This window comes from Candidatus Poribacteria bacterium (genome assembly GCA_021295715.1).
Classification (GTDB): Bacteria; Poribacteria; WGA-4E; order WGA-4E; family WGA-3G; genus WGA-3G.
Genome location: JAGWBV010000004.1, coordinates 1 through 16,005, shown reverse-complemented (window position 1 = coordinate 16,005; position 16,005 = coordinate 1). Strand labels below are relative to the sequence as shown.

The window sequence follows — 16,005 nt, the reverse complement described above, 5'->3', positions numbered from 1 at the left end:
CGCTAATTATGCAGTACCGCACACTCGGTAAAACAGGACTCAGCGTATCAGAGATTGGATATGGCGGCGGTAGGGTCCGTCCAGAGCATGATGAAACATCGCTTGTCAATATGCTGCATTACGCCATGGATTCTGGACTTAACTATTTGGATACTGCTCCCGACTATGGGGGTGGCTACAGCGAGACGATTATCGGTAAAGCGATCGCTGGACGACGGGAATCATGTATTATCGCAACCAAGACGGAAGCCTATGATCCAGACGGCATCGCTGCTGATGTAGAGGGGAGCCTTCAGCGACTGGGTACCGATTATATTGATGTCCTGCAATTCCACGGTGGATGGTTCTACGCCGACGATACAGAATTGATTCTGAACGGTGGTGGGTTGGCAGCTTACCTCAAACTGAAGGAGGAAGGGAAGGTTCGATTTATCGGGTTTTCTGCAGATGGTCCCTCTGGAGGCACAGAGCAACTGATTGCCACTGGCGAGTTTGACATGATGCAGATCCACTACAACCTGATGTATCAGAGTACCTGCGATGCATTCGGTAGGCGCGGTGTCATTCCTGATGCCGTTGCACAGGAGATGGGAATTGTATTGATGCGATCTACCACCAGCAATGCGTTCCAGAATCTCATGAAGTACTGCTTTCCCAATGAGATGGCAAATGTTGATGTGGATAGTTTCCTGCTCAATTATTCTATCTCAAATCCACTCGTGAACGTTGCCCTGATGAGTCTGCAAAGCGTTGACGATGTAGATTGGACAAATGCTGTCTCCGATAATGTCGATGCGCGGTTAGATTTGCAAGCGATTTATGGAAGGTAGTTAAACACTTTCCACTGGTAGGTGCGGTTTCTAACCGCACCCCATACGCTAAAGCAACCCTCTCTGTAGGAGCGAGTGTTTTTGCTTGGGTGTTTCCCCATGCTCGCGATTCCGTCATCTACCTTCAACTATGGTATTCAGGGAATTGCATATTTCCCCTTATGTTATGAACTACGGTGTTCGCTTTAGGATTTAGTTCTTTACATCCAGTGGCAATAGGATACGGGAAGGGGTCGGGTGCGGTTGATAAACCGCACCTACCAGAGTTGGGAAATTGATTACGCAGACAAGAAATTCCGAATGACGTAATCCAGAATCCCGCCGTGTTTGTAGTATTCTACTTCCACAGGAGAGTCAATTCTGATGAGCAACTCCGTCGTTTGGGTTTCGCCGCTTGCGCGGACGATTTTCATCGTTGCCATCTGTCCGGGTTGAAGGTCTTCGGCAAAGCCTGTAATGCTGATAATCTCGCTTCCATCAAGGTTGAGCGTTTGGACATTCTCACCCGACTTGAACTGCAAGGGCAAGACTCCCATCCCGATGAGGTTGCTGCGATGGATACGCTCGAAACTCTCTACAACGACAGCTTTGACTCCCAAGAGTTTGGGTCCCTTCGCTGCCCAATCGCGAGAACTTCCCATACCGTAGTCCTGTGCGGCGAAAATAACGGTTGGAACATCGTTTCCGCTGTAGTCGAGTGCTGTTTCGTAAATAGTCGATTGTGTGCCCTCAGGATACTGAAGTGTCCATCCGCCCTCCACATCCGGGGTCATCAAGTTGCGGACACGTCGATTGGCGAACGTGCCACGACTCATCACACGATCATTACCACGCCTGGAACCGTAGGTATTGAAATCTCGCGTCTCTACACCGCGTTCTTGGAGGTATTCCCCTGCTGGGCTTGCGGCTGCAATCGCGCCTGCTGGAGAGATATGGTCGGTGGTGACAGAATCCCCAAATATGCCGAGGATACGGGCATCCACAATGTCTGTAATAGGGGCAGGTTCGCGTGCAAATCCTTCAAAGAAAGGGGGATGTTGGACATAGGTGCTTCTCTCGTTCCACGGATAGAGGACTCCCGTTGCGCCTGAGAGTTCTTCCCATTCCGGTGCTTGATTCCCTATGGACTCATACATCTCTCGGAACGTCCGTCGATCGACTGCGGCGGCGATCATCTCGGAGATCTCTTGTCGGGTGGGCCAGATGTCTTTCAGGTAGACAGCCTCTCCTGCAGTGGTGTGCCCAAGCGGTTCAGTAACGAAATCAATGTCAATCCGCCCTGCGACACCGTACGCGACAACGAGTGGTGGGGACATGAGAAAATTGGCTTTTATCTCTGGATGCACGCGTGCTTCAAAGTTCCTGTTGCCACTGAGCACGCTTGCGGTAACGAGGTTTTTTGTGTCAATTGCCTCTTGAACCACGTCATTGAGTGGTCCACTGTTGCCGATACAGGTCGTGCAGCCATAACCTACGACGTTGTAGCCGAGTTCTTCCAGATACGGCAGTAGACCGGTATTCTGTAGGTATTCGGTGACGACGCGCGAACCCGGGGCTAAACTGGTCTTAACGTAGTCAGGAACACGCAGCCCTTTTTCGACAGCCTTTTTGGCGAGCAGCCCCGCGCCGATCATCACGGAAGGATTACTTGTGTTTGTGCAGCTGGTAATTGCCGAGATCACCACTGATCCATGTGTTATCGCATCGCTATCGTCCACGTCTTCTGTTATACCGAATCCATCTTCTGCTACAGGACGTGTAAGGAGTTCAGTAAAGGTGTTTTTGACATCCGACAAAGCGATCCTGTCTTGTGGTCGTTTCGGACCGGCGATACTCGGTTCAATGTCTGCGAGATCGATTTCAAGAACATCGGAATATGTAACATCTCCGAGGCGTGGGATACCGAAGATACCTTGGGCTTTAAGGTAAGCCTCTACCATATCAACGTGCGTTTCGTCGCGTCCGGTGAGACGGAGATATCGCATCGTCTCTGCATCGGGTGGGAAGAATCCGATAGTCGCACCGTATTCTGGACACATATTGGAGAGTGTCGCACGATCTGGTAAAGAGAGTGCCTCTACACCTGCCCCAAAGAATTCTACAAATTTGTCAACGACTGCCGCGGCTCTGAGGCGTTGCGTCACAGTCAGAACCAAATCTGTTGCGGTTACACCCTCGCGAAGTTCGCCTTTCAAGTGAACGCCGAGGACTTCGGGGGTCAAAATATAAACGGGTTGCCCTAACATCGCGGCTTCCGCTTCTATGCCGCCGACACCCCATCCAACGATACCTAAGCCGTTAATCATCGTGGTATGCGAGTCGGTACCGACGACGGTATCTGGATAGGCAAGCGAATCTTCGGTCATAACGACTTTGGCAAGGTATTCCAGATTCACCTGATGCACAATGCCGATAGAGGGTGGGATGATGTTGAATTTTTCAAACGCCTGCTGCCCCCATTTAAGGAACTCATAACGCTCTTTGTTGCGTTCAAATTCCCGTTGCGTATTAAATTGAAATGCGTTCTCTGATCCATAGGCATCAACTTGGATGGAGTGATCAATGACCAAATCAACAGGGACGCGGGGTTCTATCATGCTGGCATCACCACCAAGCTCAGCCACAGCAGAACGCATCGCAGCAATATCAACAACAAGCGGAACGCCAGTAAAGTCTTGTGCGACGACGCGTGCCGGTTTGAACGGAATCTCCAAGGCTTTTGGAGCACTCGCGTCCCAATTTGCCAAATTTACAATATCCTCTTCTGTAATTTGGTGTCCATCGTAATTTCGCAATAATGATTCGAGTAAAATACGGAGGCTAACGGGCAAGGCGGTTGTTGACCCGATGCCGGCTGCTTCTAAGGCAGGAAGCGAATAGTAGTTACACGCAAACCCATCACTTTCAAGGGTTCGGTGTGTATTAAATAAATTATGAGCAGGTTGGGGCATCTGCTAACTCCTTTGTTTTGTAAGTCTTTTCTATAATTTTACCACAAGTCGATGCTATATTGCAATAGCCGTCAGCAAGCGGGTTGCCTCGCAGTAAGAGTTCACCTGAAACCTTTTTACTAATGGAAACCGATGGTTTCTTCCAATCACTGATGATTCATAAGTTTCATTATTTCATCAAGTTGCTGGCGAGCATGGGCGACAATAACGTTTTCAGGATAATCTGTAATGAGTGTGGTGTAAGTCGCAGCGGCATTGGTGAAGTCGGATTTTTGGCGGTAAATTTCGGCGATATTTACGAGTGCCTTCGGGACGCTCAGGCTTGCCCGCGCAACGACTTGTTCGTATGCGTTTATTGCCTCAGTATCTTTAAAGGCTTCGCGGTAGATATCACCGATGAGGAGCCACATCGCATCAACGATCGTCGCTTGTGGATAGGTTTCAAGACTTCGTTCGCACTGTTGTAGTGCTTCTGTAGTCTGTCCGTTTCGGTAGAGTTGCACAGCAGTGGCATAATCCGTGAGTGGAATTTTGAGATAATCTGAATGATTTTGGATGAGAACAATCCGTTCAAGGGCATCATTTGTGAGCTGGTCAGATTTTGAAATTCGGATGACTTCGTTGTATTCCTTCGTTGCTTGGTCGAAATTGGCAGCAAAGAAGTAGGAATCGCCAATCAGTTTGCGGGCAGCGGCACGATAGAGGTGGGGACGGTTGGCAATCGGTTCGAGAACTTCTCTCGCAAGTGTGTAGCGTTTCAATAGGATATGACATTCTGCCAAGCCCAGTTGTGCTTCTACCAAAGGGATTGTAAGTGAGCGTTGTGTGAGCAGTGCTTGGAAAGTTATTTGTGCGATTTTCGGTGCGTGTATACCGTGCAGTTGCATCTGCCCGAGTAACAATCTATTTTTCACAGAAGCCTCACCGTTGGAAACCAACTCTTCTAAGAGGGTAATAGCATCGTTCCACTGCTTCATTTTTTGGTAGAGTGCTGCAAGTTTAGATCGGGCATTTCTTATACGTGTGCCGTCTGTCGAAGCTCCTATCAACGCCTTATAGAAATCTATGGCTTGTGGGTTTTCGTTGCGTTCTAACATCCGTGCGTATGTCTCTAACGTCATATCAGTGTGAGTCGGATGGTTTCGATGGAGTTGTGTAAACGTTTTAAGTGCTTGCGACACTTCTCCGGCATGGAAATAGAGTTCTCCCAAAGTCATAACGATGTTGGAATTTTGCGGATTAAGTGCCCGCCGTTTCTCAAGTTGCGCGACGAGTTTATCACGGATCGGTTTGTAGTGTTCGCCTTCATAGATTTCAAGCATAGCATTCCAGATCGGTTCCCGTTGATTCCGTGTAAGCCCAACTTGCTGCAAAGCATCAATATAGACCTCGGCGGCTTGTTCAACTTGCCCTTGGATTTTGTATGCTGCTGCCAATTGTGTGTAGAGATAGCTATTTTTCGGTCTTAAGCGTATCGCTTGCTGATATGCTGCGATTGCTTCCGGATACATCTTATGGGAGAGATAGATTGCGCCAAGTTGTTTCTGTTGCTCGACTTGATTGACCTCGTCTTTGACCATTTTTCTCCACTCGGTCACGGCTTGCGAGGTTTTGCCAGTTTCAGCATAGAGTGCACCCAATTTCCTGCGGAGTGTTGTGTTGTTGGGGTTCCGTTCAAGTGCCTTGCGATAGAGTTCAAGTGCCTTCGGATGAGCGTTTTGTTGTTGATAAAGTTCTGCTAATTGCTCTAATAGCGTAGTATCGTCAGGATATTGTCGCATCCGTTCTTGAATCAGTTTTTCGGCTTCTGTGTAGCGTTGGTTGGTTATATAAAGTTGGATGAGGCTATTAATAGCACTTACGCGATACGGTGAACTCGGAAAATTCTCAAGGAAGTATTTGTAACTCTCCATCGCTTCCTCGGATTCACCCTCTGTTTGCTGGTATTTTCCAAGGAGATAGGCAGCTGTAGCGGCGGCGGTTGTATTCGGATGCTGCTGGAGAATCTGTTTGCACTGCCTGATTGCCACTTTGAACTGATAGCGCTGCCAGTAGAGGTTTCCCAACCGATGAACAGCTTGTGTTGCATAAGAACCGTTCGGATTTTCGTCAATAATTTCTCTGAAGACTCGCTGTGCGGCTGGATCCTCACCGACCTTGGCATAACTTTGTCCTAACATCAACCGAATCGAGTCCTTCTGACTCTGTCGGAGAGGTGTATAAGTGCCGTCAGGTCGAAGAGCACCATTTTCAATCAATTCTTCGTAGGCTTTAATTGCTTCTGCATACCGTCTTTCGTGGTAGTGGTCATGCGCGGCTTCTACCGGATCTGACACAGGCATCACGCTTGGGGCAGTCGGTGGAACTTGGACTTGAGCGAAAGTATGTAAACTATCCCCAAGTGTAATTAGGAATAAAACAGCAAGAAAGATAACTCGTTGTAGCATTGTGGTTTCCATTTTTACGAAGTGTCATACCTTGAATTTGCAAGGTCTTATGCCGTGCGTCGTTTTATCAGGATAGACACGTGTTGACTATTTCCTCAAGCGTTTGCGTTTCCATCTCTAATTTCAGTCTCTCAACTTTTTTACTACCGAATTCTACCGCTAATGCATCGATAGTGTTATTCACTGCGTCTGCATAAAATGATGTTGTCGCGTCTGTTTCCGCGTAAATTGACGCGGCTTTAAGAAAGAGGCACAAACTCTGTTCAAATTCGCCTTCCGCGTAAGCTAACTGTCCGAATTGATAGAGCGAGTCTGCGATCTCACAGGGGTTTCCGTTCTCTTTGCGGTACTCCAGACTTTGTGTATAGTAGTGTCTCGCTTCCTCGTGTTTACCGTGGCGAAGTGCTACCTTCCCAAGACTGTCCAGTAGATAAGGAAATCCCACATTGGAAGTAGAGAGGTCACGGGTGAGATGTAGACTTTCTGTATAGTAGCGTTGCGCTTCCTCTCGTAGACCTTGCTGGTTCGCGGTTTTCCCGAGATTATTAAGAGCATAGGCGATACTCAGTTTATTTCCAAGTTCGCGAGCGAGGCGCAAGCTTTCGGTATAATGCAGTTTTGCTGCTTCAAAATGGTGACGATTATACGCCGCGAGTCCCAGATTGTTTAGTACAATAATGGTATGCCATTTGTTGTCTATTCCCTTCGCTATTTCTAAAGCTTCGGTAAAGTGTGCATCCGCCTCTTTAAGTTTTTTTTCATACCTTGCGATCGTGCCGAGACAATTTAACGCCTTGACGACACCAAGCTGCTGTCCTATCTTTCTGAAAACTTGTAGAGCATTTTCGCATAATTGCCGAGCAGTTTCACATTCCTGTTGTTCATTATAGAATGTTGCGAGAGCCACTCGAAGTTCCGCTATTGTCAGCTGGACCGACATTTCGTTGGTTTCAGACGTGTCCTCGAATCCTTGATGTTTGCCGAGTCGCTGGTGCAATTCGGCTTCTGCTTGTTTCAGCCATCCCAATCCTTCAGTCCATAACCCGTGTATATAGAAAAATTTCGAGAGCGCAACAGCAAGTTGCCCAAACAGGAGCCATTCATTATTCTCCTGCGCAAACCCAAAAACAGCACGAAAGTTATCAAGTTCAATCGTCATCTCTGAGAGTGTGTCGTTCTGTTCAGTCCCTTCTAACTTTCTATCCTGTTCTTGTGCTAACGTGAGGTAATAGTGTGCATGTGCCTCTCTGAATCCAGTGGGCTGTTGCTTCTCCCGAAGATACAATTGTAGCGGGACGGGGAGTCGATAGCGGGTTCGCGTTAGATATTCTTCAGTCATGAGTAACGATTTATCGTGTAAGTTAAAGATGAGGTTGATTATTTCTGTATAGGGGAAATCCTGTTCTGCATGAACAGAAGTTGAACTACAGATAGTTTCAGCAGCTTCCAAGAAGAATCCACCTGAAAAAAGCGCGAGTTGACAAAGCAGGTGTTGTTCTTCTATCTCTAATAGTTCATAAGACCAGTCAATCACCGCATTGAGGGTTTGGTGTCTCGCTGGCACGTCTCGATCACTTGTTGAAAGAAATGTAGATGGTTGACTTGATGATGGATTGGCAAGTAGGACCTTTAGGCGATCGAAAATGTGTTTTGGGGTCATAGCACGGACGCGCGCTGCAGTAAGTTCAATCGCGAGGGAGAGTCCTTCAACCATACGACAAATCGCGCCAATCGCCTCAGCATTGTCGGTTGTTAATTGGAAATCCGGCGCGACTGCTTCTGCTCGCGCCAAAAAGAGTTGGACGCTTTCGTAATCATGGAGGGTTTCATAGTCGGTGTCTTCAGATGGAATAGATAAGGGAGGAACAATAAATCGCTGTTCACCTGCGATCTTTAAGGGTTCTCGCGATGTGGCTAAACAGTGTAGGGTCGGACATCTGAGAAGTAACGTCTTGACATCTTGAGAGGCATCCATCACATGCTCAAAATTGTCCAATACCAATAGAAGCGTTTTTCCTAAAAGATATGAAACGACTTGTTCCATGACATCCTGCGTTGATTTCAACGAAAGCCCGAGAACCGTCGCGATTTCCGTAATGACATACGTAGGTTCTTTCAAATCAGCTAACGCTATAAACCACAGACCATCAGAATAAGTGTCATGAAGCTCGGTTGCAACCTGTAGTGCGAGACGCGTTTTGCCGATACCCCCAGGTCCTGTCAATGTCACCAGTCGTTCCCGTCCTTTGGTGAAATACTCTGTTATACGGCGCACTTCGGTTTCTCTACCGATAAAACTGTTGATAGGGGCTGGCAGGTTATTAGGTGAATTGTTGAGGGTTCTCAGGGGTGGGAACTCGGTTTGTAGCTCAGGAATAGAAACACAGTCTGCAGACTTCTCATCCTGCGCTGTATTTTCTTCTGCCGCTTTGCCGAAGACTTCTTGCCACCTTTCCTCGCCGGTAATTTTTAAAATAGAAACTTGCGGTGCGAGAAATTGAAAAATCGCTTCAGGATGTTGAATGTTCTTCAGTCGATGTTCACCGAGCGCGGCAAAACTCCCAGATGGAAATTGCGTTTTAACGAGTTCATACGTGACAGCGGAGAGCAAAATCTGTCCACCGTGTCCCGCGTCCGTAATTCGTTTTGCAAGGTTCGCAGGCATCCCGTGATACCCGTCATCCAACAGGATCATATCCCCCGTGTGAATACCAATACGGACGCGTAAGGTCTCGATGTTTTCATGCCACTGATATGCATTGAGTGCTAACTGTATCTCAAGCGCGCACATAACAGCAGCACTTGCTGTAGGAAAAGTAAAGAAAAAAGCGTCGCCTTCGCTGCCGATCTCTGTACCACCCCACGCCGAATTTGCGGCACGCAGAATCGTGTGGTGGGTATTGATCACCTCCGCCGTAACCTCATTGCCGTGTGCCTCCCAGAGTAGTGTCGAACCTTCGATATCAGTAAACATCAAGGTCAGGGTGCCGACTGATGAATGTGGCTGCGGATTGTGTGTTGACACAGAATTATCCTTCTTCAAACCCATTGTTCCAGATTACCCAAAACTCAGAAAATTAGAGCATCGCCAAATTTGTGAGCAGTGCCATGCCGTAAATCATACAATTTTCATCAATGTCGAACTGTGGGTGGTGACACATATTCACAATGCCTTTCTCTTCATTACCTGCGCCCACCATCACGAAACACGCCGGAATTTCCTGTGAATAGTATCCGAAATCTTCACCCCCAAGTATCGGAGACATTGGGACTATAAGTTTGTCCTCGCCAACCAATCCCCCTGCCGTGGATACGGCTGTGTTGACACACGGTTCGTGGTTGTAAGTTACCGGGTACCCTTCTTGGTAGTCGAATGTGTAAGTTGCGTCGTGTGCAGCTGCGAATCCCGCGAGGAGACTCTCTAATTGTCCTCGGATTCGTGTCTGTACCGCTTTTTGGAGTGTGCGTACCGTCCCACCTATCAGGACTTTAGGCGGAATGACGTTAAGCGCGGCACCCGTAAGCCCGTTTTGCAAGTTCGCATCTCCGCCGTGAAGTTGTGTAACGCTGATTACCGCCGAATCCAGTGGATCCACGTTTCTCGCAATGATAGATTGGACGGCTGTCACGAACTGCGCACCAATAACAATTGGATCGACAGTGAGGTGCGGAAACGCCGCATGTCCACCTCTACCGGTGAGTGTGATGTGAAAGGTATCAGACTGCGCGAGCATTGGACCAGGACATGTAGCGTATTCTCCAACACTGAAGAGTGGAAAGACGTGTATTCCGTAAATTTCATCTACATCTTCCAACGCACCGTCTGCGATCATCGCTGGTGCTCCGCCGGGTAATGCCTCTTCGCTCGGTTGAAAAATAAATCTGATGTGTGTATTGAGGCTGTTGCGGAACTCTGAAAGGATTCTGGCTGTCCCGATAAGCATTGCCGTGTGTGCATCGTGTCCGCATAGGTGTGCTTTCCCATCAATCTTAGATTTAAAGGGAACATCTGTGAGTTCTTGAATCGGGAGCGCGTCCATATCTGCGCGCAAGGCTATCCGTTTTGTTGCTCCCGGGACTTCCAAATCTCCGACGACCCCGGTCCTACCGATCCCTGTCTTGACAGGGATTTCGAGTGCTTGCAGGGCACCAGCGGCGATACCTGCTGTCCGGTGCACATCAAACCCCAGTTCTGGATACTGATGAATGTCCCGTCGGATGGCAACGATGTCATTGAAATGACGGCGACACTGTTCAAAAATCTGGTCTTTCATATTTTTAATTTACCTTGCGGGTGAATAACCTGCGTCTCGGGAATCAAGCCCGTTTTTTATTTAATGAATATCCACTTCTAAAGTTAGAACGTCAGGGTCCGACGTAGGATACTTTGATGTCCCTGTTCATTTTCAAGTCGATAGATGACGGTATAAATCCCCGGCATTGTCTGAAAGACTTCGCTATCCAGTTTGGATCTCAATTCTACCTGTGCTGAACCATCATCTGGGATGATTTTTCTCTCGGTGAATGGACCGTAACACCTTTCTCCTAAAGGGTTAAGGACTTTCCATGTCAAGGTGAGTTGCTTAGGACGCGGTGGATTATTGATATAGACGGTAATTATGTCGTCCATCTGCCCGTTTTCAAGGTTAAGTGTGCCCAATTTTGAGAACAGTTTCACTGTCAAGGTTAGCGGCGGCACATATTCCAGGTAGCCTCTACCCGGAATGGCGCGCCATGTTCCACCTGTTGCGAGCGCGATTTGCCGGATTGGTAAATAATCGATTCCGATGACATCAACACGAACTTGTGCGTTTTGTAAGGTTTCAATGACCTGATCGAGGCTGTAAGGAGACTTTCCATCGTAGTCAGCATCGTGAAAAGCACCGTCACTTGCGAGCACAATGAACCGTTGCGCGCCTTTTCGGAATTTGGTCTCTGTTACCGCAGTCATAAGTCCGTCTAAACCGGCTTCTGCGATGTCTCCACCGCCATCAACACCTATTTTAAAAAGCCAGTTCTTGAAGGTTCCGAGGTCGTCAGTGCTTCCATATTTCCTTGTTTCATCTGTAAAGGTCACCAATCCAAAAGTGGCATCATGCCCTTCTCGGTCAAACGCCTCAAACAGAAAATCGACATAAGCACGAATGCCACGGATGTTATCTGTCATACTTGCCGTTTCATCAAGAACAAAAACAACATCAACTTTTTTCGTCACGCTTGCTTCTGCCAGCGTCCGAGCGATGTCTTTCATCATATAGACGAAAACGCCACCTACGTTGCCTCCGCCGGATGTGCCACCGCCGCCCCAAGAGTTGCCCATACCAGTTGCCCGAAGCGCGTCCCCGCGTTCACTGCCGTAGTGAATCTTCGGTGCGTCAACAGTTGGTGAGGTGCCATCCAATAAGGTGCCATCGGTGTCTAAAGAAATTCGGTTGATTTCTCCTTGCGGTGCCACGTAATCTGTTTCGGGTGTGGAGGGCAAGGTAACCGTTGGTTGATCGAGTGATTTTACTGCTAATCGGCTTTCGGGAGCATAGCCAGTCTGCTTCCCTACAACAGGATTCAGTTGCGATAACCCGTCTCCGATCTGTCGCGCTCGATTTGTGTTCTCCTGTCTACGTGTTTCGAGATTTGCAACTTCTGATACGTCTTGAGCTTGCAATTGCCAAGATGCGCTCAAACCCGCTTTCGGTTTCGGTGGTGGTTTGGGTTTCTCTTTTTCGACGACGGGTGCGGTAGGTTCAACAACGGGGAGTTGTTTAATCGGGAGTGGGGGTCGTTCAACGTGGGTTATTGAAGCTTCTATCTCGTCATAGAACGGTAGCACAGGCACTTGCTGGGGAGCCACCCACCACATTACGAATAGCAGTGTAACGTGGATGATGAGTGAGTATATGAGATATGGAGAGGTTCTTCTATTTTTCATTGCATCAACCTACGGCTTGTCCTCATGAGTCTATGTGCTTAGGAAAACTAATATAGACACGCTTCCAAAATGCTTAGTACCTCGTCAAGTACCCAATTGGATGCTTTTTCAAGGAACTGCACCTGGCGGCTAACGTAATCAACAGATTTAATCTGCTCTACCATGATGTACCCAGTCAGTGAAGAATCACTGGGAACTTTAACATGGAATGGAACATTCCTAAAGGTGTTGGTTATCGGACATACCATGGCAAGTTGAGTCCGGGCATTAAATAAGGTATTGCTGACTACCAGCGCGGGGCGCCTACCTCTTTGTTCATATCCTGATTGTGGGTCGAAGGTGAGGCGCACGAAATCCCCTGCCTGTGGAATATAATTGGGCATCTACCATTCCTCTTTCCCTACAGGTTTGCCCCAGTCGAATTCTTCTGGCTGGTAGTCCTCTGGCATTTGAGCAAGGAGTGCTTTCAAATCAGTACGTCTACGTGTTCTGATTGCCGTTTCAATGATAATTCGTCCGTTCTGAATTGTTACCTGTACTTCATCACCTACGTTTATCTGGGCTGCTTCTAAAATATTCTTCGTAAAGGAAATTCCGTCACTATTTTCTGATTTTTGAATTTTGATTAACATAGTTTACCTCCGTAACTACAAATGAAATTCAACCACATCGCCATCGTAAATGACATCATTGCGACTGACAGATTGTCCATCGTGCCAGTGGGGTCCCCATATCCGTGCGAACCTAAATTCGGCAAAATCTTTGTGTAACTCCATAGCGGCGTCAAGCACGGTTGAGCCTATAGGGAGAACGATGGGATCATCGCGTTCTGTGGTTTTGCCGGGTGCCTTGGGATAAATGCGCAAGATGTCCAATTCTGCATAGAGTGCTTGCGATAAAGTCTCTTTGCCTGCACCCGTTTCGGCAGAAATCGGATAAATTTGAAACGTTTCGTCGTAGAATTCTTTAAGAATTTCCAATCGCTCTTCTGCGCCTGCCGCATCGAGTTGATTGGCGACAACGAGATGTCCATTCTCCGGCGTGTCGCAGTCTGCCTCCTTAAGAAACGCTACCACCATATCGAGATCATCCAATAAGTTATCGCTCGCGAGGCTTACAATCGGCAGAACAAGGTCAGCATTGCGAGTGAGCGTCAGAACTGTTGATGAAATGAAGTCCAGCATAAGAGATGGCGTATCAATGAGCTGGAATTGGATATTTTCATAACGTAGCATTCCGACAGTTGGCAGAGTCGTCGTATAGGGGGTTAGTGATACCTCTATTTTGGCATTCGTAAAGCTTGATAGGATTTGCGATTTACCGCCGTTCGGGGGTCCTATGAGGACGATCTGTCCGGCTCCCTGCTTTGGAATGTGTTCGCTGTAACTTCTTTTACTGGCACCCTTGCCCCCTTTTTCTGCTGGACCTCTCTTGTGTCTGGCGATACGGCGACGAATATCAGAGACCACCTTTTCTGAACCTTTATGTTTCGGGATGATCCGTAACATTTCCTCTAACAGGCTCAGTCGCTCTTCATCTGTCTTGGCGGCTTCGTGCTGGTGCTTGAGTTTATAGTAGGTCGGGGGTAGATTTGCTGGCATTCTTTCAATTATTCCTTGCGGTTTGATGGAGTAGGTTTGGACTTTGACAGTTTTCGTGTTTGAGTCGCCTGCGCCGTTGTTGCAGGCTGCGTTTTCGCAGTTATTTTGCGTCGGCAGATGTGCAGAAAAGACTTCAGCTTCCCGATGCATTGCTGTAGAAACGAACTGCCGGTCGCGATGACTCCCAGAAAATGCCCAAAAAACCGAAAATTGAATGGCCCTGGTGATTTGGTTCTCTCTTGTTTACAATGCCAATAGAATCTGTTATAATATGAAACAATTCTTAAATAGGATATCCAATTTTCGTTCTTATGTCAAGGCAATTAAGACGGAACCTACACGCTACTCTAAAGATCCACCTAATTTTCTTCCTTGTTATATTTATCTCCTTTCCTGTTATGGCGGAAGAGGGTACTCAACCCTTGAGTCGTGGCGATGAACTGCTCACGTTAGTGCAATCCGACGCGCTTGAAGCACAGGTCATGGCGTTGCAGGAAAACGCTTCATCAAGACATAACTTGCGTCCCCATCACACACGTAACGCACACCACCGCGAGGCGACGGATGACATTGTGCATTACATTATGCGTGAGTTTCGCCGTTCTCCGCGTTTGAAAGTCAGTGAACAAGTGTTTGGCGGCATCAGGAACATAACCGCTGTTCTACCAGCAATGCCGACTTCATCCAGCAACCGTATCTTTATCATCTGTGCGCATTATGACACGCAAGCTGTGCGTGAACCGAATTGGAATCCATTAATCTCCACTGCACCGGGGGCAAATGATAACGGGACGGGTGTTGCTGCGATGCTGGAAATTGCTTATTTGTTAAGTCGCTACGAATATGAACACGAGATACGGTTTATCGCGTTCGGGGGTGAGGAACTCGGTTCCCTTGGGAGTCGGCACTATGTTCGGGAGGCTTCCGCTACAAGGAGGAGTGGTGAGACTGACCTTGTTCCGAAAAGGATTGTCGGTGTTTTTAATCTGGACATGTTGGGTTTCAATTGGAAAACCGATCTTGTTGAAATTGTTACCAACAACGATTCTGCTTGGATAAGCCGTGCGCTCATAATTGCAAATACATGGTATAACGTCGGCTTAAAGATTCGTCGCACCCAAGATGAATTCGTTGATATTTCCTCTCACAAATCGTTCTGGGATGGTGGTTATGATGCTGTCACTTTAACTGAGAGTTCTACGCCGTGGCGGGATTCTCAAAACTACAACGCCAATCCTTTTTATCACACGTCCCGTGATACTGTGGATAAGGTTAATTTTGGTCTGGTGAGAAAGGTAACGCAACTTGTGCTTGTCACAGTGGACGGTCTGCTCACGTCTATGTTCCATCCAACGCGGCAGATTCCAGACGTAACATTGGAAGTTCCATCAACGACAAATGAAAATCCATTAAAAATTAAAGGGACCTTTCGTTCAGGTTTTCCAATAGATATTATTGTTTATCCGAGTCAGACGTTGGCGGTTTTGGATCGAGAGATGCAAACCTATACTGCAACAGTGCCGTTACACCCAGGAGAGAACACTCTTCGCGTGACGGCGCGCTATCCGCTGGGCGCAGTCTCAGTCGCGAAGTCCGTTGTTTTAACACAGGCGTTTGCTTGGGAAGATGTGATCGTTTTTCCGAACCCAGCGCGTTCAGACGGTTTGACTGAATTTCGGGTTGCCGCAAATGTAGGTATAACAGACCTACAGGTACTCATCTATGATTCGGGCGGTAATCTGATAAAGCGGATTGAAGGGGTCGCTGACAGGTTCGATGAACGTATCTGGCGGACATGGTGGAATCAGCAAACCTCCTATGGATTGGCGGTATCTCCAGGTGTTTATATCTGCCATATCACGGTTGTTTCAAAGGGAGAAACATACACGTATCTGGAGAAATTGGCGATTTTTCGGTAGTAAAGAACCTTTGACAAATTCCGGCAGACTATGTTAAAATAGACTATACAAAAATGGGGATAAAGGAGGATCGGACGGTGGTTGAAAAGACAAGGCGTCAGTGACCCCCAACTGAAGTTTGGGGGACCTGTGCGAAGCGCAGGTTTCCAAACGTCCACTCCACAAGTTAAACCACTTTCTACACACAATATCGCGGTATCTCGGCGTGGCAGCCGAAACAATGTTAGTAAAAGGTCTGTATCTGTGGTGGGTGCAGACGCAAGGATGCTCCCCAAGTCTCTATCAAACTTGGATACTGTGATGTGGAAGGGGAAACATACAACCCGAGAGG

General features: G+C 47.7%; 10 protein-coding genes. 2 read left to right on the top strand and 8 right to left on the bottom strand.

The features are described from left to right. The first annotated feature begins 8 nt into the window (after nucleotides 1–8). Entirely contained in the window at nucleotides 9–830 is an 822-nt protein-coding gene (locus J4G07_02340) for an aldo/keto reductase (protein MCE2412818.1), read from the top strand. Nucleotides 831–1,108: 278 nt separating this feature from the next. Here the strand turns inward: J4G07_02340 and acnA are convergent, their stop codons facing one another. The 8 genes from acnA to J4G07_02300 all read right to left on the bottom strand — a co-directional run bounded on the left by acnA (nucleotide 1,109) and on the right by J4G07_02300 (nucleotide 13,755). Beyond that, complete coding sequence (gene acnA / locus J4G07_02335; GenBank protein MCE2412817.1) at nucleotides 1,109–3,781, bottom strand: aconitate hydratase AcnA; 2,673 nt, start codon at nucleotides 3,779–3,781, stop codon at nucleotides 1,109–1,111. A 146-nt stretch (nucleotides 3,782–3,927) separates the two neighbouring features. Continuing rightward, nucleotides 3,928–6,228, bottom strand: coding sequence for a tetratricopeptide repeat protein (locus J4G07_02330; protein MCE2412816.1), 2,301 nt, complete (start codon nucleotides 6,226–6,228; stop codon nucleotides 3,928–3,930). A gap of 67 nt (nucleotides 6,229–6,295) precedes the next feature. Further along, entirely contained in the window at nucleotides 6,296–9,253 is a 2,958-nt protein-coding gene (locus tag J4G07_02325) for a tetratricopeptide repeat protein (protein ID MCE2412815.1), read from the bottom strand. A gap of 52 nt (nucleotides 9,254–9,305) precedes the next feature. Continuing rightward, nucleotides 9,306–10,502, bottom strand: a complete 1,197-nt coding sequence (locus tag J4G07_02320; protein MCE2412814.1) for an amidohydrolase — start codon at nucleotides 10,500–10,502, stop codon at nucleotides 9,306–9,308. Between the two features lie 83 nt (nucleotides 10,503–10,585). Then, complete coding sequence (locus tag J4G07_02315; protein MCE2412813.1) at nucleotides 10,586–12,154, bottom strand: VWA domain-containing protein; 1,569 nt, start codon at nucleotides 12,152–12,154, stop codon at nucleotides 10,586–10,588. 47 nt (nucleotides 12,155–12,201) lie between these two features. Continuing rightward, a complete protein-coding gene (locus tag J4G07_02310; protein ID MCE2412812.1) occupies nucleotides 12,202–12,537 on the bottom strand; it encodes a type II toxin-antitoxin system PemK/MazF family toxin in 336 nt (111 codons plus the stop codon). Next, a complete protein-coding gene (locus tag J4G07_02305; GenBank protein MCE2412811.1) occupies nucleotides 12,538–12,786 on the bottom strand; it encodes a transcriptional regulator/antitoxin, MazE in 249 nt (82 codons plus the stop codon). It abuts the gene before it with no gap. Nucleotides 12,787–12,801: 15 nt separating this feature from the next. Next, the gene (locus tag J4G07_02300; protein MCE2412810.1) at nucleotides 12,802–13,755 is read right to left on the bottom strand and encodes a 50S ribosome-binding GTPase; all 954 of its coding nucleotides are present in this window, start codon (nucleotides 13,753–13,755) and stop codon (nucleotides 12,802–12,804) included. Between the two features lie 422 nt (nucleotides 13,756–14,177). Between J4G07_02300 and J4G07_02295 the strand changes: the two genes are divergently transcribed. After that, entirely contained in the window at nucleotides 14,178–15,674 is a 1,497-nt protein-coding gene (locus J4G07_02295) for a M20/M25/M40 family metallo-hydrolase (GenBank protein MCE2412809.1), read from the top strand. The last annotated feature ends 331 nt before the right edge of the window (nucleotides 15,675–16,005 follow it).

Bases quoted from the DNA above. Each gene is read 5' to 3' on its own strand.
- J4G07_02310 (MCE2412812.1), bottom strand. From the start codon at position 12,537: ATGCCCAATTATATTCCACAGGCAGGGGATTTCGTGCGCCTCACCTTC.
- J4G07_02300 (MCE2412810.1), bottom strand. From the start codon at position 13,755: ATGCCAGCAAATCTACCCCCGACCTACTATAAACTCAAGCACCAGCAC.
- J4G07_02340 (MCE2412818.1), top strand. From the start codon at position 9: ATGCAGTACCGCACACTCGGTAAAACAGGACTCAGCGTATCAGAGATT.
- J4G07_02305 (MCE2412811.1), bottom strand. From the start codon at position 12,786: ATGTTAATCAAAATTCAAAAATCAGAAAATAGTGACGGAATTTCCTTT.
- J4G07_02330 (MCE2412816.1), bottom strand. From the start codon at position 6,228: ATGCTACAACGAGTTATCTTTCTTGCTGTTTTATTCCTAATTACACTT.
- acnA (MCE2412817.1), bottom strand. From the start codon at position 3,781: ATGCCCCAACCTGCTCATAATTTATTTAATACACACCGAACCCTTGAA.
- J4G07_02315 (MCE2412813.1), bottom strand. From the start codon at position 12,154: ATGAAAAATAGAAGAACCTCTCCATATCTCATATACTCACTCATCATC.
- J4G07_02320 (MCE2412814.1), bottom strand. From the start codon at position 10,502: ATGAAAGACCAGATTTTTGAACAGTGTCGCCGTCATTTCAATGACATC.